Raw genomic sequence first — 25,035 nt, forward strand, 5'->3', positions numbered from 1 at the left:
GGACTGGACGGATCTGTGCAGGCTGGGCTGGGCAGGAACGAACCAACAGAGTTAGAGTAACCGAACGATCGGTCGGGACAAGAGGGTGCGGAAAAGCTGTGGAAAACCCGGGGGAAATCGACTCCGTGAGCCCCGGACCCCCATGGCGGGACGAGGTACGGGAGGATCACGTGCATGACAGCACATGACCGCCTCGTCGGCGTGGTGGGCACCGGCACCATGGGACAGGGCATCGCCCAGGTCGCCCTGGTCGCGGGGCATCCTGTCCGGCTGTACGACGCCGTGCCGGGGCGGGCGAGGAGCGCCGCGGAGGAGATCGCCGCACGCCTCGACCGGCTCGTCGAGAAGGGCCGCATGGACGCCGGGGAGCGGGCGGCCGCGGTCGACCGGCTCGAACCCGCGCAGACCATCGGCGAGTTGGCGCCCGCGACGCTCGTCGTCGAGGCCGTCCTGGAGCGCCTCGACGCCAAACAGGACCTGTTCCGCGAACTGGAGGACGTCGTCGCGGAGGACTGCCTGCTCGCGACCAACACCTCGTCGCTGTCCGTGACGGCGATCGGCGGCGCACTGCGCCGGCCGGGCCGCTTCGTGGGGCTGCACTTCTTCAACCCGGCTCCCCTGATGCCGCTGGTGGAGGTCGTCTCCGGCGCCGCCACCGACGTCACCGCGGCCACGCGCGCGTACGAGACCGCCCGCACCTGGGGCAAGACCCCGGTGGCCTGCGCGGACACCCCCGGCTTCCTGGTGAACCGGATCGCGCGGCCCTTCTACGCCGAGGCGTTCGCGGTGTACGAGGAGCAGGGCGCCGACCCCGCCACCATCGACGCCGTGCTGCGCGAGAGCGGCGGCTTCAGGATGGGGCCCTTCGAGCTCACCGACTTGATCGGGCAGGACGTCAACGAGGCCGTGACGCGTTCCGTGTGGGAGGGCTTCTTCCAGGACGCGAAGTTCCGGCCCTCGCTGGCCCAGCGCCGCCTGGTGGAGGCCGGTCGCCTGGGCCGCAAGTCGGGCCAGGGCTGGTACGCGTACGGGGAGGACGCCGACCGTCCCGAGCCGCACACCGCGGGTCCTGCCGCGCCCCCCGCGCGCGTGACCGTCGAGGGCGACCTGGAGTCCGCGGGCGAGCTGATCCCGATGATGCGCGAGGCGGGCATCGAGATCGTCCAGGAGGACGAGGACAAGGGCACGCGCATCGTGCTGCCCAGTGGCGGGCAGCTCGTGCAGGCGGACGGCCAGACGTCCGTCGAGTTCCGCGACGTCGTCTACTTCGATCTCGCCCTCGACTACCGCAAGGCCACCCGCATCGCCCTGGCCACCTGCCAGGAGGGCAATCCGCGCACCCTGAGGGAGGCCGTCGGCCTGTTCCAGGCGCTCGGCAAGGACGTCAGCGTCATCGGCGACGTGCCCGGCATGATCGTCGCCCGCACCGTGGCACGGATCGTCGACCTGGCGCACGACGCCCTCGCGCGCGGGGTGGCCACCGAGGGCGACATCGACACCGCGATGCGCCTGGGCGTCAACTACCCGCTGGGGCCCCTGGAGTGGAATCGCAGGCTCGGTCGCGGCTGGGCCTGCGGGCTGCTCGAGGAACTGCACGAACGCGACCCCTCGGGGCGGCACGCGCCGTCCCTGGCCCTCTTCCGGCACTCGTACACCCCCAAGAAGTGGGAGGGCTCCGCATGACCACCGCACGACGGGACACGGCTGCGCGCCGTGACACCTACACGCCCGACAGCCTGCTCGCCGTCGCGGTCACCGTCTTCAACGAACGCGGCTACGACGGCACGTCCATGGAGCACCTCTCCAAGGCGGCCGGCATCTCCAAGTCGTCGATCTACCACCATGTGGCGGGCAAGGAGGAGTTGCTGCGCCGCGCCGTGAGCCGCGCGCTCGACGGCCTCTTCGGGATCCTCGACGAGCAGCCCGCGCGCGAGGGCCGCGCCATCGAGCGCCTGGAGCACGTCACGCGGCGCATGGTCGAGGTGCTCACCGGTGAACTGCCCTACGTGACGCTCCTGTTGCGGGTGCGGGGCAACACCGACACCGAGCGGTGGGCGATGGAGCGGCGCAGGGAGTTCGACCACCAGGTCGCCCAGCTGCTCAGGGCGGCGGCGGCCGACGGGGACGTGCGCGGCGACATCGAGGTGCGGCTCGCCACGCGGCTCGTCTTCGGCATGATCAATTCGTTGGTGGAGTGGTACCGGCCGGACGGCGGCGGGCTCGGCGACCGCGAAGTGGCGGACGCCGTGGTCGAGCTGGTCTTCCAGGGGCTGCGCAAGGCCGGCTGACCCCGGGCTACCCGGGGTCCCTGAGAGGCCCTCAGAGGGCCCTTGGAGGGCCTCAGGAGTCCGGCTCCAGGTCCTCCTCCTCGAAGACCAGCAGGGTCCGCGTGCTCAGCACCTCGGGGATGGACTGGAGCTTGGTGAGGACCAGCTCGCGCAGCGCCCTGTTGTCCTCCGTGTGCACCAGGATCAGGACGTCGAAATCGCCGCTGACCAGCGCGATGTGCGAGGCCTCCGGCAGCCGGCGCAACTGCTCGCGCACGGTCCGCCAGGTGTTCTGGACGATCTTGAGGGTGATGTAGGCGGAGGCGCCCTGGCCCGCCCGCTCGTGGTTGACGCGGGCGCCGAAGCCGCGGATCACGCGGTCCTCGATGAGGCGATTGATCCGCGCGTAGGCGTTCGCCCGGGACACATGGACCTGATCGGCGACGGAGCGTATCGACGCGCGCCCGTCCTTCAACAGCAGCTGAAGGATGTCCCGGTCGATGGCGTCCAGCGGGCGGGCCGCGGGGTCGGGCACCGGGCTCCCCGAGCCCTCGGCCATTTGTTCAGATGCCATCCGCCCCCGCCTCCTTACCATGGACGTACTGCGTTCATCTCAGGCTGTGGAGAACCGATTGTCCACAGCCTGGAGGTGCCTGTAGCCAAAATGTGCCGTCGACCGAACAATCGGTAGGTGAGGCGCATCACACCCGACGCGCCGTCCGAGCCGCTCCCACGAGGAGGTGTCGTCATGACGGTCATGGACCAGCGGGCCGCGAGAGAGGGCAGGCCCGTCCCGCCGCCGGCCTGGCAGCCCCGCACGGATCCCGCGCCGCTGCTGCCCGACCCCGAGCCCCACCGGGTCCTCGGCACGGACGCGGCCGCCCGCGTCGACCCCGAACTGCTGCGCCGCCTGTACGCGGAGGTGGTGCGCGGCCGCAGGTACAACACGCAGGCGACGGCGCTGACCAAGCAGGGCCGGCTCGCCGTGTACCCCTCGACGACCGGCCAGGAGGCCGCGGAGGTCGCCGCCGCGCTGGTCCTGGAGGAGCGGGACTGGCTCTTTCCCAGCTACCGCGACACCCTCGCCGCCGTCGCCCGCGGCCTCGACCCCGTACAGGCACTGACCCTGCTGCGCGGCGACTGGCACACCGGGTACGACCCGCGCGAGCACCGCATCGCGCCGTTGTGCACCCCGCTCGCGACCCAGCTCCCGCACGCCGTGGGCCTCGCACACGCCGTGCAACTGAAGGGCGACGACGTGGTGGCGCTCGCCATGGTCGGCGACGGCGGCACCAGTGAGGGCGACTTCCACGAGGCGCTGAACTTCGCCGCCGTGTGGCAGGCGCCGGTCGTCTTCCTCGTGCAGAACAACGGGTTCGCCATCTCCGTGCCGCTGGCCAAGCAGACCGCGGCGCCGTCCCTGGCCCACAAGGCCGTCGGGTACGGGATGCCGGGCCGCCTGGTCGACGGGAACGACGCGGCGGCGCTGCACGAGGTGCTCGGCGACGCCGTCGCCCGCGCGCGCGGGGGCGGTGGTCCGACGCTCGTCGAGGCCGTCACCTACCGGATGGACGCGCACACGAACGCCGACGACGCGACCCGCTACCGCAGCGACGCCGAGGTCGAGATGTGGCGCGCGCACGACCCGGTCCTGCTCCTGGAGCGGGAATTGACCGGACGCGGGCTCATCGACGAGGACGGCATCCAGGCCGTGCGCGACGGCGCGGAGGAACAGGCGGCCGAGCTGCGCGCGCGCATGAACCAGGACCCCGCGCTCGACCCGATGGACCTGTTCGGCGACGTGTACGCCGAGCAGACCCCGCAACTGAGGGAGCAGGCCGCGCTGCTGCGGGCCGAGCTCGACGCAGAGGCAGAAGGGGACCAGGCATGACCACAGTGGCCCGGCCACCGAAGACCAAGCCCGCCACCATGGCGCAGGCCCTCGGCCGCGCGCTGCGCGACTCCATGGCCGAGGACCCGTCCGTGCACGTCATGGGCGAGGACGTGGGCACCCTGGGCGGTGTCTTCCGGATCACCGACGGGCTCGCCAAGGAGTTCGGCGAGGACCGCTGCACGGACACCCCGCTCGCCGAGGCGGGCATCCTCGGCTCCGCCGTGGGCATGGCGATGTACGGACTGCGGCCCGTCGTGGAGATGCAGTTCGACGCGTTCGCCTACCCCGCCTTCGAGCAGCTGATCTCGCACGTCGCGCGGATGCGCAACCGCACGCGCGGCGCCATGCCGCTGCCCATCACCGTGCGGGTGCCGTACGGCGGCGGGATCGGCGGCGTGGAGCACCACAGCGACTCCTCCGAGGCCTACTACATGGCGACGCCGGGCCTCACCGTCGTCACGCCGGCCACCGTCGCGGACGCGTACGGGCTGCTCCGGCAGTCCATCGCCTCCGACGACCCGGTCGTCTTCCTGGAGCCCAAGCGCCTTTACTGGACGAAGGATTCGTGGAACCCGGAGGCTCCGGAAGACGTTCTTCCGATAGGTACGGCAGTGGTTCGCCGACCCGGCACCAGTGCCACGCTGCTCACGTACGGGCCGTCCGTCCCCGTCTGCCTGGAGGCGGCCGAGGTGGCCCGGGGGGAGGGGTGGGATCTTGAAGTGGTCGACCTGCGCTCGCTGGTGCCGTTCGACGACGCGACGGTCGCCGAATCCGTCCGGCGCACGGGACGCGCGGTCGTCGTGCACGAGTCGGGCGGTTTCGGCGGGCCCGGCGGGGAGATCGCCGCGCGCGTGACGGAGCGCTGCTTCCACCACTTGGAGGCACCGGTGCTGCGGGTGGCCGGTTTCGACATTCCGTATCCGCCGCCCATGCTGGAGCGGCACCATCTGCCCGGAGTGGACCGGGTGCTGGACGCGGTGGCGCGGCTGCAATGGGATCAGTGAGGGACGGTGGGGTAATGGCGCAGGTGCTCGAGTTCAAGCTGCCCGACCTCGGGGAGGGTCTCACCGAGGCGGAGATCGTGCAGTGGCTGGTGGGGGTCGGCGACGTGGTCGCCGTCGACCAGCCCGTCGTCGAGGTGGAGACGGCCAAGGCGATGGTCGAGGTGCCGTGCCCGTACGGGGGTGTGGTCACGGCCCGCTTCGGCGACGAGGGCAGCGAACTGCCGGTCGGGGCGCCGCTCTTGATGGTGGCCGTGGGCGCGCGGTCGGCTTCGGACGTGCCGCTCTCGGACGTTCCCGCACGGTCGTCGGACGCGACTGAGGAGCCCGTGAAGGCGCACCAGGATGCGCGACAGTCAGCCCCTGAGAAGGTGCAGAAGGCGCAGCAGGCGGAGAAGGCCGAGGGCTCCGGGAACGTGCTGGTGGGATACGGCACGGCCGCCGCGCCGACCCGGCGCAGGCGGGTGTGGCCCGCCCCGCTGAACAGCGTGCCCGCCGCACCGGAGAGCGCCCCGCGCGCCCAGGCCCCCGTGCCCGTGATCTCCCCGCTCGTCCGCAAGCTCGCCCGCGACCACGGTGTGGACCTCAGGGAGCTGACCGGGTCGGGGCCCGACGGGCTCATCCTCAGGGGAGACGTAGAAGAGGCGGCGAAGGCAGCGAAGGCGGCGACCGCGCTGAGCACGGCGGACGCCGTCGCCGAGGCGCCCGCCGCCCCCGCGCCGGCCGGGGCCCCCGCCCCCGTCCGGCAGGAGCACCGCACCCCCTTGCGCGGCATTCGCGGCGCCGTGGCCGACAAGCTGTCCCGCAGCCGGCGCGAGATACCCGACGCGACCTGCTGGGTGGACGCCGATGCCACGGAACTGATGCACGCGCGCGTGGCGATGAATTCCGCGACCGGCCCCTCCGCGGGTCCCAAGATCTCCGTGCTCGCGCTCCTCGCCCGCATCTGCACCGCGGCCCTGGCCCGCTACCCGGAGCTGAACGCCACGGTCGACACCGAGCGGCGCGAGATCGTCCGGCTCGACGAGGTGCACCTCGGGTTCGCCGCGCAGACCGAGCGGGGCCTGGTCGTGCCCGTCGTGCGCGACGCCCACGCGCGCGGTGCCGAATCGCTGAGCGCCGAGTTCGCCCGGCTCACCGAGGCCGCGCGGTCCGGGACGCTGTCCCCCGCGCAGCTCACCGGCGGCACCTTCACGTTGAACAACTACGGGGTGTTCGGCGTCGACGGCTCCACGCCGATCATCAACCACCCCGAGGCGGCCATGCTCGGCGTCGGCCGCATCGCCGCCAAGCCCTGGGTGCGCGAAGGGGAGTTGGCGGTCCGCCAGGTCGTCCAGCTGTCGCTCACCTTCGACCACCGGGTGTGCGACGGCGGCACGGCGGGCGGCTTCCTGCGGTACGTCGCGGACTGCGTGGAACAACCGGCGGTGCTGCTGCGCACCCTGTGACCCCTTGGGCCGCCGGGCCGGATGGCAAGGAATGCCCGCCCGCCCGGTGGCAATGATCGACCGTGCGCCCATACTCGGGGGATGAACGCGTACGACGTCGTCGTCCTCGCCGGGGGCGGCGCGCGCCGGCTCGGCGGCGCTGACAAGCCCGGGGTGCGGGTCGGCGGCCGCGCGCTGCTCGACCGCGTCCTGCACGCGTGCGCCGGGGCCCGCTCCACCGTGGTGGTCGCGGCGCCGCGCCGCACCGTGCGCCCCGTCGTATGGGCCCGCGAGGAGCCGCCGGGCGGTGGGCCGCTCGCCGCCCTCGAGGCGGGGATCCGCGGCCTCGAGGCAGCAGAGGACCCGACGGCGGAGAGCGTTCTCGTGCTCTCCGCCGATCTGCCGTTCCTGGGGGAGCCGACCGTACGACGACTCCTCGATGCCCTGGAGGGCGATCCGGCCGACGGCGCCCTGCTGGCCGACGGGGACGGCCGGGACCAGCCGCTCGTCGCCGCCTACCGGTCCGCGGCGCTGCGCCGGGTACTCGGCGAACTCAAGGCCGAACACGGTGACCTCGACGGCCTGCCGCTGCGTCTGCTCACCCGTAGTCTCAGCCTCACCCGCATCACCGACCCCGTCGCGTCGTTCGACTGCGACACCTGGGACGACATCGCCGCCGCCCGGTCACGCATCAGGGAGCATGGACGAGTGCTTGACGAATGGATCACCGCAGCCAAGAACGAACTGGGCATCGACCTGGACGTCGACACGGGCGTCCTGCTCGACCTCGCCCGTGATGCCGCGCACGGCGTCGCGCGTCCCGCGGCGCCGTTGACGACGTTCCTCGTGGGATACGCGGCGGCGCAGGCGGGAGGCGGCCCCGAAGCCGTGGCGTCCGCCGCGGCGAAGGCGGCCGAGCTTGCGAACCGCTGGGCACAGGAGGCCGATTCCCAGCAGGGAACCGGAGCCGAACCGGGCGACGCCGCCTCGCCGGACGCGGGATGAGCGCCCCCAACGGGCGGTCCACGCAGGCCGCCCCGGTGGACGTCGACCCGATGGACGTCGACGTGGACGAGGCCCTCGCCCTGGCGAACGACAACCGCCCCAGCGGCAACCGGCCCCGCGACGCCCGTCCCGGCGGCAACCGTCCCGGCGATGACCGCCCCAGCGGCGACCGGGCCGACACCGCGGCCGGCGGCCGACACCCCGATCCGGCCACCCCGAACGCCTCGGAGGCCCCCACGTCCTCGGGCGCCTCCACCCCGCCGCCCCGCCCCGAACCCCGGCACGCCGCGACCTCCTGGCCCGCTGCCCGGCGCACCGCCGCACGCGCCGAGCGCGGCCCCCGCGGGGCGACCGGCGTTCCGCTCGACCAGGCGCTCGGCCTGGTCCTCGCCGCCCCGCTGACCGCCCTGACGGACCTGCCCTCCTTCGACACCTCGGCGATGGACGGCTGGGTCGTCGCGGGCCCGGGCCCCTGGGCCGTCGCCGGCGAAGGACTGCTCGCCGGGCACGAAGCGCCCGCCCCGCTGGCCGACGGAGAGGCAGCGGCGATCGCGACCGGCGCCCGCGTCCCCCCGGACGCCACGGCCGTCATCCGCAGCGAGCACGGCCACATCGACGCGGGCGGCCAGCTGCACCCGCTGCGCGCGGTCGCCCACGGCCAGGACATCCGCCCGCGCGGCCAGGAGTGCCGCAGCGGCGACCTGCTGCTGCCCGCGGGCGCGCTGGTCACCCCGGCCGTCCTCGGCCTCGCCGCCGCCGCGGGCTACGACACCCTGACCGTCGTCCCGCGACCGAAGGTCGAAGTCCTGATCCTCGGCGACGAGTTGCTCACCGCGGGCCTCCCCCGCGAGGGCCTCATCCGGGACGCGCTCGGCCCGATGCTCCCGCACTGGCTGCGCGCGCTCGGCGTCGAGGTGACCGCCGTGCGCAGGCTCGGCGACGACGCGAAGGCGCTGCTCAAAGCGGTGCGCGAGGCAAGCGCCGACCTGGTCGTGACCACCGGCGGCACCGCGTCCGGGCCCGTCGACCACGTGCACGCCACGCTGCGCGCGCTCGACGCCGAACTCCTCGTCGACGGGGTGGCCGTCCGCCCTGGCCACCCGATGCTGCTGGCCCGCCTCAAGGAGGGGCAGCACCTCGTCGGGCTCCCCGGCAACCCGCTGGCCGCCGTCTCCGGCCTGCTCACGCTCGCCGAGCCGCTGCTGCGAGTGCTCTCGGGCCGCGCACAGGACCAGACGCACACGTCCGCGCAGCGCCAAGTCCACGACGGGCGTCGGCAGTTGGACGAGGGCCCGAACGCGGACGCGTACACCGCTCCCTTGCACGCCCCCGCGCCCGGCCACCCCCACGACACCCGTCTCATCCCCATCGTGCTGCGGCAGGACGACGGCAGTGGGCACGAGTGGGCGGTGCCCCTGCACTACAACGGTCCGGCCATGCTGCGCGGCATCGCAGCCGCCGATGGGCTCGCCGTCATCCCGCCCGGCGGCGCCAAGCAAGGCCAGGAGGTGGAGATTCTCGACCTGCCATGGTCGTGGAACCCCGGCCTGCCCGGTCTCAACCCGGCGGGAAACGAAGGGTGTTTCACGTGAAACTGGCCGGCGATGACGCCATCGCACGCCAAGAGGAAGAGCGGACCGCGACCTACCGGGTGAAACTGCCCCGGCAGGTCGTCGAGCGTCCGCTCCTCCAAGTGGCCCGGCGCGTGCTGATAGCGCTCACGGTGCTCGTCGTCACCGCGCTCATCGTGTGGATCGACAGCGACGGCTACAACGACAATTCCGATGGCCGGGTCGATCTGCTCGACTCGTTCTACTACGCGACCGTCACGCTCTCGACCACGGGATACGGCGACATCACGCCGGTCAGTGACGCGGCGCGGCTCACCAACATCTTCGTCATCACGCCGCTGCGTGTGCTCTTTCTGATCATCCTGGTCGGCACCACGCTCGAAGTCCTCACCGAACGGACGCGGGAGGAATGGCGCCTGAAACGCTGGAGGTCCACCTTGCGTGACCACACTGTCGTCGTCGGCTTCGGCACCAAGGGCCGCAGCGCCGTGGAGACCGTCTGCGCGAGCGGACTGAAGCCCGAGCAGGTCGTCGTGGTCGACCCCAGCCCCAAGGTCGTCGAGAGCGCCAACGCCCATGGATACGCGGGTGTGACGGGCGATGCCACGCGCAGCTCGGTCCTCTTGCAGGCCGAGGTGCAACGGGCGCGGAAGATCATCATCGCGACGCAGCGCGACGACACGGCGGTCCTGGTGACGCTCACCGCGCGGCAGTTGAACCGTGGGGCGAAGATCGTCGCCGCGGTCCGCGAGGAGGAGAACGCGCCGCTGCTGCGCCAGTCCGGCGCCGACGCGGTCATCACCAGTGCCAGTGCGGCGGGCCGGCTGCTCGGCCTCTCGGTGCTCAGCCCGCACGCGGGCATGGTCATGGAGGACCTCATCCAGAAGGGCTCCGGCCTCGATCTGGTCGAGCGCCCGGTCACCAAGGCCGAGGTCGGTTTGCAGCCGAAGGAGACGGAGGACCTGGTCGTCAGCGTCATCCGGGGCCACCGGGTCCTCGGCTACGACGACTCGGCCGTCGGCTCGCTCAAGCTGACGGACCGCCTCATCACCATCACCCGTGTCACGCCGAGGACCCAGCTGGCACCGGACATGAAGCCGACGCCCCGCGGCTGAGAGCCCGGCCGCGAGTCGGTGTCCACGCCACCTCCCCGCGAGTGATCCTCGGGAGTAGCCTCGCGGCCATGCATGCGATCACGATCCCGGAACCCGGCGGACCCGAGGCGCTCGTCTGGACGGAGGTCCCCGACCCCGTACCCGGCGAGGGCGAGGTCCTGGTCGAGGTGGTCTCCAGTGCCGTCAACCGCGCCGATCTGCTCCAGCGGCAGGGCTTCTACAACCCGCCGCCCGGCACCTCCCCCTATCCCGGCCTGGAGTGCGCCGGCCGGATCGTCGCGCTCGGCGACGGCGTCACCGGCTGGTCGGTCGGCGATGAGGTGTGCGGGCTGCTCGTGGGCGGCGGCTACGCGGAGAAGGTGGCCGTCCCGGCCGGCCAGCTCCTGCCGGTGCCGAAGGGCCTCGACCTGGCCACGGCCGCCGCGCTGCCCGAGGTGACCTGCACGGTCTGGTCCAACGTCTTCATGATCGCCCACCTGCGGCCCGGCGAGACCTTCCTCGTGCACGGCGGCTCCAGCGGCATCGGCACCATGGCGATCCAGCTGGCGAAGGCGGTCGGTGCGAAGGTCGCGGTCACGGCCGGCACCAAGGAGAAGCTCGACTTCTGCGCTGAGCTCGGCGCGGACATCCTGATCAACTACCGCGAGCAGGACTTCGTGGAGGAGATCAAGAACGCCACGGACGGGGCGGGCGCCGACGTCATCCTCGACAACATGGGTGCCAAGTACCTGAACCGCAACGTCGACGCCCTCGCCACCAGCGGCCGGCTCGCCATCATCGGCATGCAGGGCGGGGTGAAGGGCGAGCTGAACATCGCGACGCTGCTCGGCAAGCGCGGCGCCATCACCGCGACCACGCTGCGGGCCCGCCCGCCGGCCGAGAAGGCGGCGGTCGTCGCGGCCGTGCGCGAGCACGTGTGGCCGCTGGTCGAGGGCGGCCATGTGCGGCCGATCGTGGACCGCACGCTGCCGATGAGCGACGCCGCACAGGGCCACCGCGTCCTGGAGGAGTCGGGCCACATCGGCAAGGTCCTGCTCACCAACGAGTAGCGGCCTCCGTTCATCAACGAGTAGCAGGCTCGCTCACCAACGAGCAGCCGCTACGCGTCACCGGCGCAGCCGCAGCGCCAGGAACCCGATGCCGAGCCCCGTGAGCAGCAGCCCCGCCCCCAGCGGCAGCACGTCCACCAGGGGGCCGGGCCCGGGCTCGCCCACGGCCTGCGGCTCGGGGGCGGTCCGCTCGGGGCGCGGCTCCTGCGGCACGGCCGGCGGGGGCTCGGTGGCGGCCGGGGGCAGCACGGCCCCGGTGGTGTCCGGTGTGGGCAGCTCCCGCCCGGGCGGGGTCCGGCCCACCCCCGCCCGGCTCCCCGCGAGGGACCCGTGCGGCGAGGGCTCGGCGGCGTACGACAGGGCGGCCGACGACGCCGGAACCACCGGCACCACCAGGAAAAGCGGCACGGACAAGAGAAGCCCGGCCACCCACCGAAGCCGCCCCATCCCCAGCCCCTTCCGCTCCCGGTTCGTCCAGATGCTTGTGCCAAGCCTCACATAGCCGGATAAAACAGGCACGCCGGATTTCGGGCCGCCCGGGGGCGGTGGATCAGCGCCGAACGGGGGCACCACGGAGATGTGACGGACACGTACGAGAGAATGGCGGCATGGAGATGCCGAGGAACGAACAGTCGCCGGAGAACCCGCAGGTCCTGGTCGTGGGACAGGACGGCATGGCGCTCGGCGGCGGTGGCGGCGACGAGTCCCGTGAGATCCCGGTGACCGACATGGTGGAACAGCCCGCCAAGGTGATGCGCATCGGCAGCATGATCAAGCAGCTGCTCGAAGAAGTGCGCGCGGCTCCCCTGGACGAAGCGAGCCGGCAGCGCCTCAAGGAGATCCACCACAGCTCGGTCAAGGAGCTCGAGGACGGCCTCGCCCCCGAGCTCGTCGAGGAGCTGGAGCGGCTCTCCCTGCCCTTCACGGAGGAGGCGACCCCGAGCGACGCCGAGCTGCGCATCGCGCAGGCCCAGCTGGTTGGCTGGCTCGAGGGCCTCTTCCACGGGATCCAGACGACGCTGTTCGCCCAGCAGATGGCGGCCCGCGCCCAGCTCGAGCAGATGCGCCGGGCCCTGCCGCCCGGCGTCGGTGGCGGCGAGGAAGAGGGCGAGGACCCGCGCACGGTCGGCCGCTCCGGCGGCCCGTACCTCTAGGCAACACACAGCACAGCAAGCACATACGTAGGGGCCCGTCACAGGACGGGCCCCTACGTATGCGTGAACTTGGCCACCGCGCGGCAGGTGCCGATCGCCCCAAGTGATCACGAAATCGCCATCGCCCGCCCACAAATGTGCTGCTCACGATTTGCAGGGCCTGCACGGCAACGGGTTGGATGTCCGGTCCATCTCGGAACGGCGACATGGCCGATGCCTGTAGCGTGACCCGACGGAGTCGATATTTCGCAACCGCGCGTACTCCGATGTATGGATCCGGCAGCCCAGATGAGCATGGACAGAAACGACGGCGAGGACTGATGGCACAGCAGCAGCGCGCTCAGGGCCCGTCCGACCCCGAGGCGACTGGCGGCGGTATGTCAGATGCGCCGGAGATGTGGGGTAACGGCGGGCTCGTGGGGGATGGGCGATATCGGCTCACCCACAGACTCGGCCGGGGCGGTATGGCGGAGGTCTTCGGGGCCGAGGACGTACGTCTCGGCCGCCAGGTAGCCGTCAAGCTGCTCCGCTCCGACCTCGCCGAGGACCCGGTCTCCAAGGCCCGTTTCACGCGTGAGGCACAGTCGGTCGCGGGGCTCAACCACCACGCGGTCGTCGCGGTCTACGACTCCGGCGAGGACGTCGTCGCCGGGAGCACCGTCCCGTACATCGTCATGGAGCTGGTCGAGGGCCGCACCATCCGCGACCTCCTGCTCAGCGCGGAGGCCCCGGGTGCCGAGCAGGCCCTGATCATCGTCTCGGGTGTCCTGGAAGCGCTCGCCTATTCGCACCAGCACGGAATCGTGCACCGCGACATCAAGCCCGCGAACGTGATCATCACCAACACCGGCGCGGTCAAGGTGATGGACTTCGGCATCGCGCGCGCCCTGCACGGCGCCCAGTCGACCATGACGCAGACCGGCATGGTCATGGGCACCCCCCAGTACCTCTCGCCCGAGCAGGCCCTCGGCAAGGCCGTCGATCACCGCTCCGACCTGTACGCCGTCGGCTGCCTGCTCTACGAACTCCTCGCGCTGCGCCCGCCGTTCACCGGCGAGACCCCGCTCTCCGTGGTCTACCAGCACGTCCAGGACACCCCCGTGCTGCCTTCCGAGGTCCTGGACGAGGTGCCGCCGGAGCTGAACGGGCTCGTCATGCGCTCGCTCGCCAAGGACCCGGACGACCGGTTCCAGACGGCCGAGGAGATGCGCGGGCTCGTCCAGTACGCGCTGCAGATGCTGTACGAGCAGGGTGGCCACACCGGCACCTGGAACACCGGCCCCATCGACGCGCACGAGGGCGGCTCCACGCCCGCCATGGGCGTCGCCGCCACCACGGCGATGCAGCACCCCGGCGACTCCGGCACGGCCCAGCAGCCGATGCTGCGCCCGCCGGGCGGCGACGACGGCGGCTTCGACGGGAACGGGAACGGCGGCGGGGGCCGCGGCCGCGGCAAGCTGTGGATCGTCGCCGTGCTCGCGGTCATCGCGATCGCGGTGGGCGTCGCCTGGGCGCTCAGCGGCGGCGACGGCGGCGACAAGGACCCCGGCAACAAGAAGTCGCCGAGCGCCACGCAGTCCGAGAAGTCCGAGAAGCCCAGCAAGTCGGCCGACGACGACGCGTCGCAGGGCGCGACGGAGGAGCCGGGCACGAGCACGGGTGGCGACACCGGGTACACGCCGACGCAGGAGCCGACGACGACGAATCCGTCGCCGACGCAGTCGGAGGAGCCGACGGACGAGCCGACGGATCCGACTCCGACGCAGTCGCAGGAGACGAGCGAGCCCCCGGAGGAGTCCGACCCGGCGACGCCGCCCGGTGGTGGCAGCGGTGGCAGCTCGGAACCGACCGACGTCATCGGTGGTGGCGACACCGGCGGCGACACCGGCGGCGGCGAGTAGCCCCCGGCCACACGCACGGGGCTCCGCCCCGGACCCCGCGCCTCAATCGCCGGAGGGGCTTGAATGGGCCAACCCGCCCCGCAGCTCGTGCACCGTCACGAACTGCGGGGCGACGCGCAGGTGGACCGGGTCGAAGGGCTCGCCGTCGGCGTAGTGCGGCGCGGGCCCGAAGAGCTCCAGCTCGGCGGTGGTCGGCTCGATCTGCTCACACGTGCCCACGCACTGCACCGACCACTGGCCCTCGTCCCCGGGCCGCTCCTGTCCCAGGTTGTCAGCCCCGTAGGCGACGACGCTGCCGATGCACGCCTCGTGGTAGCCGAAACCGCGGTGCATGCGCAGCAGCAGCCGGCCGTCGGCCACGACGTGCCGGGCGGCGGCGAGGAAGGGCAGGGCGCGCATGCTCGTCGCGACGCGGCCGTAGGGCACACGGGCGAGCAGCTCGAAGGCGCGGTCCTGGGCCCGGGCCTGGTCCTGGGGGTCCTTCAGCGCATCGGAGGGCATGTCACCACTGTGCGCCGTGGGCGCCTCGGGAGAACAGAGGAGCCCGCCCCCAGGGACCGGTGACCTAGGTCCTGTGCGGGGCGGGCGTCCCGGAAGGGGGCGGGGGAGCCGTCAGTGCTTCTCGGCCTGCATACGGGCCACGTACGCGGCCGCCTGGGAGCGGCGCTCCATGCCGAGCTTCGACAGCAGGCTGGAGACGTAGTTCTTGATCGTCTTCTCGGCGAGGTGCAGACGCTCGCCGATGACCCGGTTCGTGAGGCCCTCACCGATCAGGTCCAGGATCTTGCGCTCCTGGTCCGTGAGGCCGGAGAGCTTGTCGTCGTCCTTGCGGCCGCCGTCGCGCAGCCGCTCCAGGACGCGGGCCGTGGCGACCGGGTCGAGCAGCGACTTGCCGGAGGCGACGTCGCGTACGGCGGTGAGCAGTTCATTGCCGCGGATCGCCTTGAGGACGTAGCCGGAGGCGCCGGCCATGATCGCGTCGAAGAGCGCCTCGTCGTCCGCGAACGACGTCAGCATCAGGCACTTGACCGACTCGTCCATGGAGCGGATCTCGCGACACACCTCCACCCCGCTGCCGTCCGGCAGGCGTACGTCGAGCACCGCCACGTCCGGCCGGGTCGCGGGGATGCGCACCAGGGCGTCGGCGGCCGTTCCGGCCTCTCCGACCACCTCGATGTCGTCCTCCACCGACAGCAGCTCATGGACGCCGCGACGGACCACTTCGTGGTCGTCGAGCAGAAATACATGGATTTTTCCGTCTTCGCGCACGGCCTCAGTCTCACACAAGAACCTTTGCCGCGCCCTAGATGATCGCGGGGTGACCGGGATAACGTGCCGGTGTTCCGGCCCCCTGCCAGGCTTGGACCCAGGACCCGTCGCACAGCTGTGACCTGCGACGCTTCGTCTTCCCTCGCGATACTAGGAAATCCAACCAACGAACTACTTGGAAATCCAAGCAAAATCGCAGGTCAGATGGGGTTTCGCAGATGTGTGCCCCACTGGGTAACGTGCTGGGTGAGGGGTGCTTGCCGGAGCACTTGTCACGCCTGTTGCCGGCACCTCGCACCCACCCCGTGCGTGGACGGATCAGGCGAGCCGAGCCGACTGGCCATCCGGCAATCCCGGGGCCGGACCGACGGAGGAGCACACGTGACCGTAGACAGTGCCGACAGCACTGCCGCAGCGCAGAAGGCACAGCCGCCGCGCAAGCGGCCCGCTGCGAAGAAGTCTGCGAAGAAGTCCCCCGGCAAGACCGCCGCGGCCAAGGCCCCCGCGAAGCGGACGGCCAAGAAGGCCGCCACGGCCGAGGCGCCGCAGAGCGACCTGGTGCAGCTGCTGACCCCTGAGGGCGAGCGGGTCTCGAACCCCGAGTACGACCAGTACGTCGCCGACATCACCGACGACGAGCTGCGCGCCCTGTACCGCGACATGGTCCTCACGCGCCGCTTCGACGCCGAGGCCACCGCCCTCCAGCGCCAGGGCGAGCTGGGCCTGTGGGCGTCGCTGCTCGGCCAGGAGGCGGCCCAGATCGGCTCCGGCCGGGCCACCCGCGAGGACGACTACGTCTTCCCGACCTACCGCGAGCACGGCGTGGCCTGGTGCCGCGGGGTCGACCCGACGAACCTGCTCGGCATGTTCCGCGGCGTGAACCACGGCGGCTGGGACCCGAACAGCAACAACTTCCACCTGTACACGATCGTCATCGGCTCGCAGACCCTGCACGCCACCGGCTACGCGATGGGCGTCGCCAAGGACGGCGTGGACAGCGCGGTGATCGCGTACTTCGGCGACGGCGCCTCCAGCCAGGGCGACGTCCTGGAGGCCTTCAACTTCGGGGCCGTCTACAACGCCCCGGTGGTGTTCTTCTGCCAGAACAACCAGTGGGCGATCTCCGAGCCCACCGAGCGCCAGATGCGCGTGCCGCTCTACCAGCGCGCGCAGGGCTTCGGCTTCCCGGGCGTCCGCGTGGACGGCAACGACGTGCTGGCCTGCCTCGCCGTGACCCGCTGGGCCCTCGACCGGGCCCGACAGGGCGAGGGCCCGGCCCTGATCGAGGCGTTCACGTACCGGATGGGCGCGCACACCACGTCCGACGACCCGTCGAAGTACCGCTCCGACGACGAGCGCGTGGCCTGGGAGGCGAAGGACCCGATCCTGCGCCTGCGCGCGTACCTGGAGTCCCACACCGACACGGATGAGGGATTCTTCGCGGAACTCGACGCCGAGAGCGAGACGTTGGGCAAGCGAGTACGCGAGGTCGTACGGGCCATGCCGGACCCGGACCTCATGGCGATCTTCGAGAACGTGTACGCGGACGGGCACGCGCTCGTCGACGAGGAGCGCGCCCAGTTCGCCGCCTACCAGGCGTCGTTCGCCGACGGGGAAGGGGCCTGACGATCATGGCTGTACAGAAGCTTCCGATCGCCAAGGCGATCAACGAGTCGCTGCGCACGGCGCTCGACAACGACCCGAAGGTCCTCGTCATGGGCGAGGACGTCGGCAAGCTCGGCGGCGTCTTCCGCGTCACCGACGGCCTCCAGAAGGACTTCGGCGAGGACCGGATCATCGACACCCCGCTCGCCGAGTCCGGCATCGTCGGCACCGCCATCGGCCTCGCGCTGCGCGGCTACCGGCCCGTCGTCGAGATCCAGTTCGACGGTTTCGTCTTCCCCGCGTACGACCAGATCGTCACGCAGCTCGCGAAGATGCACGCCCGCGCGCTCGGCAAGGTCAAGACGCCCGTCGTCATCCGCATCCCGTACGGCGGCGGCATCGGCGCGGTCGAGCACCACAGCGAGTCGCCCGAGACGCTGTTCGCGCACGTGCCGGGCCTCAAGGTCGTCTCGCCCTCGAACTCCTCCGACGCGTACTGGATGCTCCAGCAGGCCATCCAGAGCGACGACCCGGTGATCTTCTTCGAGCCCAAGCGCCGCTACTGGGACAAGGGCGAGGTCGACACCGAGGCCGTCCCCGGCGATCTGCACAAGGCCGCCGTCGCGCGCGAGGGCAGCGACCTGACGCTCGCCGCGTACGGGCCCATGGTGAAGGTCTGCCTGGAGGCGGCCGCGGCCGCCGAGGAGGAGGGCAAGTCCCTGGAGGTCCTCGACCTGCGCTCGATCTCGCCGATGGACTTCGACTCCGTGCAGAAGTCGGTGGAGAAGACCCGCCGCCTCGTCATCGTGCACGAGGCGCCCGTCTTCCTCGGCTCCGGCGCGGAGCTCGCGGCCCGGATCACCGAGCGGTCCTTCTACCACCTGGAGGCGCCCGTGCTGCGGGTCGGCGGGTACCACGCGCCGTATCCGCCGGCGCGCCTGGAGGAGGAGTACCTGCCGGGGCTCGACCGGGTGCTCGATGCCGTCGACCGTTCGCTGGCGTACTGAGAGGGGGCTGAATCATGGCTCGTGAGTTCAAGATGCCCGACGTGGGCGAAGGCCTGACCGAGGCCGAGATCCTCAAGTGGTACGTGCAGCCGGGCGACTCCGTCGAGGACGGGCAGGTCGTCTGCGAGGTCGAGACCGCGAAGGCGGCCGTCGAGCTGCCGATCCCGTACGACGGGGTGGTCAAGGAGCTGCTCTTCCCGGAGGGGACGACGGTCGACGTCGGCCAGGTGATCATTTCGGTGGACGTGGCGGGGGACGCGCCTGAGCCCGTGCCCGCGGCCGAGCCGGAGGCCGAGGTCCCGGCCGAGGCCGCAGCCGACGCCGAGGCGCCGCAGGGCCGTCAGCCCGTGCTCGTCGGGTACGGCGTCGCCGAGTCCTCCACCAAGCGGCGGGCCCGCAAGGGGGCCGAGGGCGGCGAGGCGGCGACCACCGCCAACGGCACCGCCACGCTGACCCGGCCGCTCGCCAAGCCCCCCGTGCGCAAGCTCGCCAAGGACCTCGGAGTCGACCTCGCCACCGTGATCCCGTCCGGCACCGACGGGATCATCACGCGCGAGGACGTGCACGCGGCCGTCGCGCCGGCGCCCGCGCCCGAGGTGCCCGCCCAGGCCCCCGAGCCGGCGGCGGCCCCCGCCCCCGCCGCGTACGACTCCGTCCGCGAGACCCGGATCCCGATCAAGGGCGTCCGGAAGGCGACCGCGCAGGCGATGGTGCACTCGAAGTTCACGGCGCCGCACGTCACGGAGTTCGTGACCATCGACGTGACGCGCACGATGAAGCTCGTCGAGGAGCTCAAGGGCGACAAGGACATGGCGGGGCTTCGGGTCAACCCGCTGCTGCTCATCTCCAAGGCGCTGCTCGTCGCGATCAAGCGCAACCCCGAGGTCAGCGCCGCATGGGACGAGGCGAACCAGGAGATCGTCCAGAAGCACTACGTGAACCTGGGCATCGCCGCGGCCACGCCGCGCGGTCTGATCGTGCCGAACATCAAGGACGCGCACGCCAAGACCCTGCCCGAACTGGCGTCCGCGCTGGGCGAGCTGGTGGCCACCGCGCGGGAGGGCAGGACGTCCCCGGGGGCGATGCAGGGCGGGACCGTCACGATCACCAATGTGGGCGTCTTCGGCGTCGACACCGGTACGCCGATCCTGAACCCCGGTGAATCGGCGATCCTCGCCGTCGGAGCGATCAAGCTTCAGCCGTGGGTCCACAAGGGCAAGGTCAAGCCGCGTCAGGTGACGACGCTGGCGCTCTCCTTCGATCACCGGTTGGTCGACGGGGAGCTGGGCTCCAAGGTGCTGGCCGATGTGGCGGCGATCCTGGAACGCCCCAAGCGCTTGCTGACCTGGGCCTGATCGCATGTCCCTCCGGCGACGGGGTTGCGGCCTGGGGCGCTGCCCCAGGCCCCGCTCCTCAATCGCCGGAGGGGCTTGATTCACTACTTCTTGAACCCGTAGTCCATGAGCTTCTTCGCGTCGGACGTCCGCGCGTTGACGGACGTCGACTTCAGCACCGTCCCGATCACGGTCTTCCCGCTCCGCGTCGCCGCGAAGACCAGGCAGTACTTGGCCTCCGGGCCCGAGCCGGTCTTGACGCCGATGGTGCCGGAGTACGTACCGAGCAGGCTGTTCGTGTTGGACCACGACATGTAGCGGTAGCCGCCGGACTTCGTCGTGACCTTCTGCTTCGTCGACTTCGTCTTCACGACCGCGCGGAAGGTCGAGCTCTTCATCGCCGACGACGCGATCTTCGTCAGGTCGCGCGGCGTCGAGTAGTTGGCGCCCTTGCCGATGCCGTCGAACGAGTCGAAGTGGGTGTTCTTCAGGCCCATGTCGGTCGCGGACTTGTTCATCTTGCCGATGAAGGACTTCACGCGCGCCGACCGGGTCGAGCCCGAGCCGAACTTGTCCGCGAGCGCGTACGCGGCGTCGCAGCCCGAGGGCAGCATCAGGCCGTACAGCAGCTGGCGGACGGTGACCTTGTCGCCGACGATCAGACGGGCCGACGACGCGGTGTTCTTGACGATGTAGTCGCTGTACGCCTTCTGGACCGTGACCTTGGAATCCAGGTTCAGGTTCTTCTGGGCCAGCACCACCTTGGCCGTCATGATCTTGGTCGTGGAGCCGGTGGACCGGCGGGTGTCCGCGGCCTTCGTGTAGAGGCTCGAACCCGTCCCGTTGTTCATGACATAGCCACCCGCCGCGGCGATGCTCGGCTTGGCCGGTGCGGTGGCGGCCTGAGCGGTGGTGGTCAGGGCACCGCTGGTGATCACGACACCGGCAAGGACGACGGCGATGCCCGCTCTGCGAGTTTTCAAGATAAATGCTCCAAATGTCCCTGGAATCACGCCCCTTGGGAACAGGGTCGCGCCGTGTGAGACACGTGGAGGGCTCCCCTGGTTGCGCGGGGAGGGGGGTGCGTGACATTCCGCATGATGGACGCCCATCGGCTTGCGTACGTGTTGTATCTATGATGTGCGCATGCCTGCGACCGCCACCGAAAAGCCCGTCACCGAGAAGCGCCCACCCGCCGCCGAACGCGTCTACGACCACGTCAAGCGAGGCGTCCTGGAGCGCCGCTACGAGGGCGGGACGCTGCTCACCGAGGGCGAGCTCGCCGAGGCCGTGGGGGTCTCCCGCACGCCCGTGCGCGAGGCGCTGCTCAAGCTGGAGGTCGAGGGGCTGCTCAAGCTCTACCCGAAGAAGGGCGCCCTGGTCCTGCCGGTCTCCGCGCAGGAGATCGCGGACGTCGTCGAGACGCGACTGCTCGTCGAGGAGCACGCGGTGCGCAAGGCGGTGCCCGCGCAGCCGCGGCTCATCGCGCGCCTGGAGGAGCTCCTGGACGAGCAGCGGGCGCAGGCCGCCGCCGGGGAGTTCACCGAGGCCGCCACCACCGACCGCTGCTTCCACGCGGAGATCGTCCGCAGCGGGGGCAACGAGATCCTCTCCCGCCTCTACGACCAGCTGCGCGACCGGCAGTTGAGGATGGGCGTCGCCGTGATGCGCTCGCACCCCGACCGCATCGCGAAGACGCTCAGCGAGCACAGCGAGATCCTCGACGCGCTGCGGGCCGCGGACGAGGAGGCCGCCGTCGCGGTCGTGCGCCGGCACGTCAGCTGGGTGCGGAGCCTGGCGCGGGGTGACGAGCGATGAGTTCAGCCACCTCCCCGTCCTCCCCCTCGATGTCCCTGCCCGGCGATCCGCCCGGCGGTCGGCGGGCCGTCGCGGTCTGGTCGATCGGCGTCGCCGTCTACTTCGTCGCCGTCATCTTCCGTACGTCGCTGGGTGTCGCGGGCCTCGACGCCGTCGAACGCTTCCACATCAACGCCTCCGCGCTGTCGACGTTCTCGATTCTCCAGCTGCTCGTGTACGCGGGCATGCAGATACCCGTCGGCCTGATGGTCGACCGGCTCGGCACCAAGAAGGTGCTGACGCTCGGCGTGATCCTGTTCACCATCGGGCAGCTGGGCTTCGCGTTCTCCTCCTCGTACACGATGGCGCTGGTGTCGCGCGCGCTGCTCGGCTGCGGCGACGCCATGACGTTCATCAGCGTGCTGCGGCTCGGTACGCGGTGGTTCCCGGCGCGGCGCGGTCCGCTGGTCGCGCAGCTGGCGGGGCTCGTCGGGATGGCGGGCAACCTCGTCTCCACGCTGGTCCTTGCACGACTGCTGCACGGCATCGGGTGGACGGCCGCGTTCGCAGGCAGCGCGCTCGCGGGTGTCGTGGTGCTCGTGCTGATGCTGCTGTTCCTCAAGGACCACCCCGAGGGGTACGAGCCCGCCCCGCTGTCCGGTACGCACAAGGGGGCCGCGTACGTGCGCGGGCAGATCGCGGCGACCTGGCGGGAGCCGGGGACGCGGCTCGGCCTGTGGGTGCACTTCTCGACGCAGTTCCCGGCGATGGTGTTCCTGCTGCTGTGGGGGCTGCCGTTCCTGGTGGAGGCGCAGGGTCTTTCGCGGGGCACGGCCGGCGAGCTGCTGACGCTCGTCGTCCTCTCCAACATGATGGTCGGGCTCGTGTACGGGCAGATCGTGGCGCGGCACCATGCGGCGCGGTTGCCGCTCGCGCTCGGGACCGTGGCGACGACCGCGGTGATGTGGGCGATGCCGGTGGTGTGGCCGGGGCAGGCGCCGATGTGGCTGCTCGTGGTGATGTGTGTGGTGCTCGGGGCGTGCGGGCCCGCGTCGATGATCGGGTTCGACTTCGCGCGGCCGGCGAATCCGCCGGAGCGGCAGGGGACCGCGTCCGGGATCGTCAACATGGGCGGGTTCATCGCCTCGATGACGACGTTGCTGGCGGTGGGGGTGCTGCTGGATGCGACCGGTGACAACTACCGGGTGGCGTTCTCGGCGGTGTTCGTCCTGGAGGCGCTCGGCGTGAGTCAGATCCTCCGTCTGCGCGGGCGAGCGGCCCGCGCGGAACGGGAACGCCTGGTCGCTTCCCGGGTGGCCTCGGTCCACGTCCCCGTGTGACCGTGGCCGGGCCGGCAGTCCCCGTGCGACCGGCCTCGTGGCCGGGCTGTCGTCCCTGTTGCGCGGCACCGGGGGCCGCCTTGCCCACCCGCCGCCCAAGGCGGCGATTGCCCAAGCCGGTGACGGCCGCCCGCCAAGGGCGGGGAGCCGCGGTCGGCGGCCACCCCAAGGGGTTGCGGTCGACCGTCACGGGTGGGAGCCGTGCCGGTGGCAGGTTGCCGATCGCCTGGTGCGGCACCCTGCGAGGCCGACGCCCCCGGAGGGGGTGGGTGGGAGATGGGCGGTGGCACGGGCCCGTAGCGTCGGGGCCGGTGCCGGTGATTCAAGCCCCTGCGGCGTTTGAGCAGCGGGGTCCGGGGCGGAGCCCCGATCTTGTGAAGCCCCGCCGGCGATTGAGGCGCGGGGTCCGGGGCGGAGCCCTGTGGCCGTAATGCCGGTGCCGGTCCCCCGGAGGGTCAGGGCGTGACCGGTAGCGCCGCCAGGATGGCCCCCGCGAGGGCGGGATCGCCCTCCGTCTTCACCCGGTCGGACACCGCATCCACCGCCACTCGCCCACAGGACAACCGCACATACGTCTCCCAGTCCAGAGCGATCGTCACCGCCGGACCGAGCGAAGGCGACCCGTCGACCGTGCCCCTGCCGTCCGCGTCCACGCGCACCGTACGCAGGAACTCCACCGGCCCGTGCACATCCAGCACGACCGCCGAGTCCGCGGGAGCCCCCGCGTCCTTCGTGACGATCTTCGGGAGGATCGACAGGAGCAGGTCCCGGGTGACGTACGCACCCGGGGAGTCGAGGTTGCCGGGCTTGCCGAGGGCCCAGCGCAGATCCTGCTCGTGCGCCCAGATGTCGAACGCCCGCCTGCGCATCGCGAATTCGAGGGTCTCCTCGATGCCGCGCGGTCCGCGCACGATGGTCGAGGGGTCGCGCGACTCGTTGCGAAGGTGCCGGTTGCGGCGGATGACCGTGTACTCGAGCTCGGAGACCATTTCGGGTGCCGTGTGGTGCCGGCGGATGTCGACCTGGATCTCCTGGTAGCGCTGCGACTCGGTCTGTACGTGGTAGAGGTCGCGGGGCAGCGTGTGGATCGGCCGCGGGTCGCCGAGCATCTCGCAGTCGACGCCGATCACGTGCGAGACGAGATCGCGCACCGACCAGCCGGGGCACGGTGTGGCCCGGTTCCATTCACCCTCGGCGAGCGGTGTGACCAGCTCGGATATCGCTTCCACGGAGTGGGTCCAGGCGTCGGCGTAGGTCTGAAGGCTGGGGTGGAGACTCACGGAAAGGGACCCCTCGAGCGGTGGTACACGGGCGTTTAGACAGTCGTCGGGCACGGGCGTGGGTGTCTTGAGAGGCTAAGTTACGCTGCCCGTAGGCACCCCGGCAGTGCTTTGGTGTGACGAACGCAGGGCTGTTGTTGACGTAGAGCCGACGGCTCGAATGCCAGGACGGTGGTAGTGTGCGCGCCTCGCTCATCCAGATCGCGGTAAATGACGACACGTCGGCCGAAACGGTCAACGCCCGTCGGGAGCGCGTGAGTTCACTGGTACGAGAAGAGGCGGGGCGCGCCGATCTCGTCGTGCTCCCGGAGCTGTGGACGACCGGGGCCTTCGCCTACGAGCGGTTCGCCGAGGAGGCCGAACCGCTGGAGGGGCCGACCTTCGAAGCGATGGCCAAGGCCGCGCGGGACGCGGGGGTGTGGCTGCACGCGGGCTCGATCCCGGAGCGGGACCCGGAGGGCCCCCTCTACAACACGTCGCTGGTCTTCTCCCCCGACGGCGAACTCGCCGCCGCCTACCGCAAGATCCACCGGTTCGGCTTCGACAAGGGCGAGGCCGTGCTGATGGGCGCGGGCGAGGAACTGGTGACGGTGCGCCTGCCGGAGACCGTGGTGGGCGTGACCACGTGCTACGACCTGCGCTTCCCCGAGCTGTACCGGGGCCTGGTCGACCGGGGCGCGCAGACGCTGATCGTGTCGGCGGGGTGGCCGGAGCGGCGGCGCTCGCACTGGACGCTGCTGGCGCAGGCGCGGGCCGTGGAGAACCAGGCGTTCGTGCTCGCGTGCGGAAGTGCCGGTACGCACGCGGGGGTTCCGCAGGCCGCGCACAGCATCGCGGTCGACCCGTGGGGTGTGGTGCTCGGCGAGGCGGGGGCCGGTGAAGAGGTGCTGCGGGTGGAGTTCGACCCGCAGGAGGTCGAGGCCACCCGCGAAAAGTTCCCGGCCCTGAAGGACCGCAAACTGGGGCTTACGCCGCCGACCGGTCGATAGGGGCCGCACCGGGGCTCTTGGGCCGCGCCG

Annotated in this window: 23 protein-coding genes; 17 read left to right on the forward strand and 6 right to left on the reverse strand. The window is 71.4% G+C overall.

Annotation, left to right across the window (positions count from 1 at the left end; all coding sequences use genetic code 11):
* Positions 1–174 precede the first annotated feature (174 nt).
* Both ACIA8D_RS05660 and ACIA8D_RS05665 read left to right on the forward strand, forming a co-directional pair.
* On the forward strand, positions 175–1,683 hold the full coding sequence (locus tag ACIA8D_RS05660) for a 3-hydroxyacyl-CoA dehydrogenase (RefSeq protein ID WP_399228955.1): 1,509 nt from the start codon (positions 175–177) through the stop codon (positions 1,681–1,683).
* The gene (locus tag ACIA8D_RS05665) at positions 1,680–2,288 is read left to right on the forward strand and encodes a TetR/AcrR family transcriptional regulator (protein WP_399228957.1); all 609 of its coding nucleotides are present in this window, start codon (positions 1,680–1,682) and stop codon (positions 2,286–2,288) included. Before ACIA8D_RS05660 ends, ACIA8D_RS05665 begins: the two co-directional genes overlap by 4 nt.
* Before the next feature lie 52 nt (positions 2,289–2,340).
* Here the strand turns inward: ACIA8D_RS05665 and ACIA8D_RS05670 are convergent, their stop codons facing one another.
* Entirely contained in the window at positions 2,341–2,841 is a 501-nt protein-coding gene (locus tag ACIA8D_RS05670; RefSeq protein ID WP_399228959.1) for an Lrp/AsnC family transcriptional regulator, read from the reverse strand.
* A 174-nt stretch (positions 2,842–3,015) separates the two neighbouring features.
* Between ACIA8D_RS05670 and pdhA (ACIA8D_RS05675) the strand changes: the two genes are divergently transcribed.
* The 7 genes from pdhA (ACIA8D_RS05675) to ACIA8D_RS05705 all read left to right on the forward strand — a co-directional run bounded on the left by pdhA (ACIA8D_RS05675) (position 3,016) and on the right by ACIA8D_RS05705 (position 11,329).
* The gene (gene pdhA / locus ACIA8D_RS05675; protein WP_399228961.1) at positions 3,016–4,158 is read left to right on the forward strand and encodes a pyruvate dehydrogenase (acetyl-transferring) E1 component subunit alpha; all 1,143 of its coding nucleotides are present in this window, start codon (positions 3,016–3,018) and stop codon (positions 4,156–4,158) included.
* Positions 4,155–5,165, forward strand: coding sequence for an alpha-ketoacid dehydrogenase subunit beta (locus tag ACIA8D_RS05680; RefSeq protein WP_399228963.1), 1,011 nt, complete (start codon positions 4,155–4,157; stop codon positions 5,163–5,165). Before pdhA (ACIA8D_RS05675) ends, ACIA8D_RS05680 begins: the two co-directional genes overlap by 4 nt.
* A gap of 14 nt (positions 5,166–5,179) precedes the next feature.
* Positions 5,180–6,610, forward strand: coding sequence for a dihydrolipoamide acetyltransferase family protein (locus tag ACIA8D_RS05685; RefSeq protein WP_399228965.1), 1,431 nt, complete (start codon positions 5,180–5,182; stop codon positions 6,608–6,610).
* Positions 6,611–6,691: 81 nt separating this feature from the next.
* Positions 6,692–7,594: an NTP transferase domain-containing protein gene (locus tag ACIA8D_RS05690; protein ID WP_399228967.1), complete on the forward strand. Its 903-nt coding sequence runs from the start codon at positions 6,692–6,694 to the stop codon at positions 7,592–7,594.
* Entirely contained in the window at positions 7,591–9,186 is a 1,596-nt protein-coding gene (locus ACIA8D_RS05695; protein ID WP_399228968.1) for a molybdopterin-binding protein, read from the forward strand. Before ACIA8D_RS05690 ends, ACIA8D_RS05695 begins: the two co-directional genes overlap by 4 nt.
* Positions 9,183–10,280, forward strand: a complete 1,098-nt coding sequence (locus ACIA8D_RS05700; RefSeq protein ID WP_399228970.1) for a potassium channel family protein — start codon at positions 9,183–9,185, stop codon at positions 10,278–10,280. The genes ACIA8D_RS05695 and ACIA8D_RS05700 overlap by 4 nt, the downstream gene beginning before the upstream one ends.
* A 68-nt stretch (positions 10,281–10,348) precedes the next feature.
* Positions 10,349–11,329: an NAD(P)H-quinone oxidoreductase gene (locus tag ACIA8D_RS05705; protein WP_399228971.1), complete on the forward strand. Its 981-nt coding sequence runs from the start codon at positions 10,349–10,351 to the stop codon at positions 11,327–11,329.
* Positions 11,330–11,386: 57 nt separating this feature from the next.
* On the opposite strand, the gene ACIA8D_RS05710 is transcribed toward ACIA8D_RS05705, so the two are convergent.
* Complete coding sequence (locus tag ACIA8D_RS05710) at positions 11,387–11,743, reverse strand: hypothetical protein (RefSeq protein WP_399228974.1); 357 nt, start codon at positions 11,741–11,743, stop codon at positions 11,387–11,389.
* A 194-nt stretch (positions 11,744–11,937) separates the two neighbouring features.
* Between ACIA8D_RS05710 and ACIA8D_RS05715 the strand changes: the two genes are divergently transcribed.
* Positions 11,938–12,483 (forward strand): bacterial proteasome activator family protein, encoded by a 546-nt coding sequence (locus tag ACIA8D_RS05715; RefSeq protein ID WP_399228976.1) that lies wholly within the window; start codon positions 11,938–11,940, stop codon positions 12,481–12,483.
* A 320-nt stretch (positions 12,484–12,803) separates the two neighbouring features.
* Positions 12,804–14,384 (forward strand): protein kinase, encoded by a 1,581-nt coding sequence (locus tag ACIA8D_RS05720; protein WP_399228979.1) that lies wholly within the window; start codon positions 12,804–12,806, stop codon positions 14,382–14,384.
* Positions 14,385–14,426: 42 nt separating this feature from the next.
* Here ACIA8D_RS05720 and ACIA8D_RS05725 read toward each other — a convergent pair whose 3' ends face one another.
* Positions 14,427–14,885, reverse strand: coding sequence for a pyridoxamine 5'-phosphate oxidase family protein (locus ACIA8D_RS05725; RefSeq protein ID WP_399228981.1), 459 nt, complete (start codon positions 14,883–14,885; stop codon positions 14,427–14,429).
* A 111-nt stretch (positions 14,886–14,996) separates the two neighbouring features.
* The gene (locus ACIA8D_RS05730) at positions 14,997–15,653 is read right to left on the reverse strand and encodes a response regulator (RefSeq protein WP_399228983.1); all 657 of its coding nucleotides are present in this window, start codon (positions 15,651–15,653) and stop codon (positions 14,997–14,999) included.
* Positions 15,654–16,034: 381 nt separating this feature from the next.
* Here ACIA8D_RS05730 and pdhA (ACIA8D_RS05735) point away from each other — a divergent pair, with 381 nt between their 5' ends.
* The 3 genes from pdhA (ACIA8D_RS05735) to ACIA8D_RS05745 are packed head-to-tail and all read left to right on the forward strand — an operon-like array spanning position 16,035 to position 19,620.
* Positions 16,035–17,279 carry a pyruvate dehydrogenase (acetyl-transferring) E1 component subunit alpha gene (pdhA, locus tag ACIA8D_RS05735; protein WP_399228985.1) on the forward strand — a complete coding sequence of 415 codons (1,245 nt, stop codon included), beginning with the start codon at positions 16,035–16,037 and terminating at the stop codon, positions 17,277–17,279.
* Between the two features lie 5 nt (positions 17,280–17,284).
* Positions 17,285–18,265: an alpha-ketoacid dehydrogenase subunit beta gene (locus ACIA8D_RS05740; RefSeq protein ID WP_399228987.1), complete on the forward strand. Its 981-nt coding sequence runs from the start codon at positions 17,285–17,287 to the stop codon at positions 18,263–18,265.
* 14 nt (positions 18,266–18,279) lie between these two features.
* Positions 18,280–19,620, forward strand: a complete 1,341-nt coding sequence (locus ACIA8D_RS05745) for a dihydrolipoamide acetyltransferase family protein (protein WP_399228988.1) — start codon at positions 18,280–18,282, stop codon at positions 19,618–19,620.
* A gap of 83 nt (positions 19,621–19,703) precedes the next feature.
* On the opposite strand, the gene ACIA8D_RS05750 is transcribed toward ACIA8D_RS05745, so the two are convergent.
* Entirely contained in the window at positions 19,704–20,585 is an 882-nt protein-coding gene (locus tag ACIA8D_RS05750) for a D-alanyl-D-alanine carboxypeptidase family protein (RefSeq protein WP_399229113.1), read from the reverse strand.
* Positions 20,586–20,745: 160 nt separating this feature from the next.
* Here ACIA8D_RS05750 and ACIA8D_RS05755 point away from each other — a divergent pair, with 160 nt between their 5' ends.
* Entirely contained in the window at positions 20,746–21,417 is a 672-nt protein-coding gene (locus ACIA8D_RS05755; protein WP_399228989.1) for a GntR family transcriptional regulator, read from the forward strand.
* The gene (locus ACIA8D_RS05760; RefSeq protein WP_399228991.1) at positions 21,414–22,736 is read left to right on the forward strand and encodes a nitrate/nitrite transporter; all 1,323 of its coding nucleotides are present in this window, start codon (positions 21,414–21,416) and stop codon (positions 22,734–22,736) included. The genes ACIA8D_RS05755 and ACIA8D_RS05760 overlap by 4 nt, the downstream gene beginning before the upstream one ends.
* A 455-nt stretch (positions 22,737–23,191) precedes the next feature.
* On the opposite strand, the gene ACIA8D_RS05765 is transcribed toward ACIA8D_RS05760, so the two are convergent.
* Complete coding sequence (locus ACIA8D_RS05765) at positions 23,192–24,016, reverse strand: maleylpyruvate isomerase family mycothiol-dependent enzyme (RefSeq protein ID WP_399228993.1); 825 nt, start codon at positions 24,014–24,016, stop codon at positions 23,192–23,194.
* A gap of 179 nt (positions 24,017–24,195) precedes the next feature.
* Here ACIA8D_RS05765 and ACIA8D_RS05770 point away from each other — a divergent pair, with 179 nt between their 5' ends.
* Positions 24,196–25,005, forward strand: a complete 810-nt coding sequence (locus ACIA8D_RS05770; protein WP_399228995.1) for a carbon-nitrogen family hydrolase — start codon at positions 24,196–24,198, stop codon at positions 25,003–25,005.
* Positions 25,006–25,035: the final 30 nt, after the last annotated feature.

It is taken from the genome of Streptomyces sp. NPDC051684 (genome assembly GCF_044453445.1).
In the GTDB taxonomy this organism is placed as follows: Bacteria; Actinomycetota; Actinomycetes; order Streptomycetales; family Streptomycetaceae; genus Streptomyces.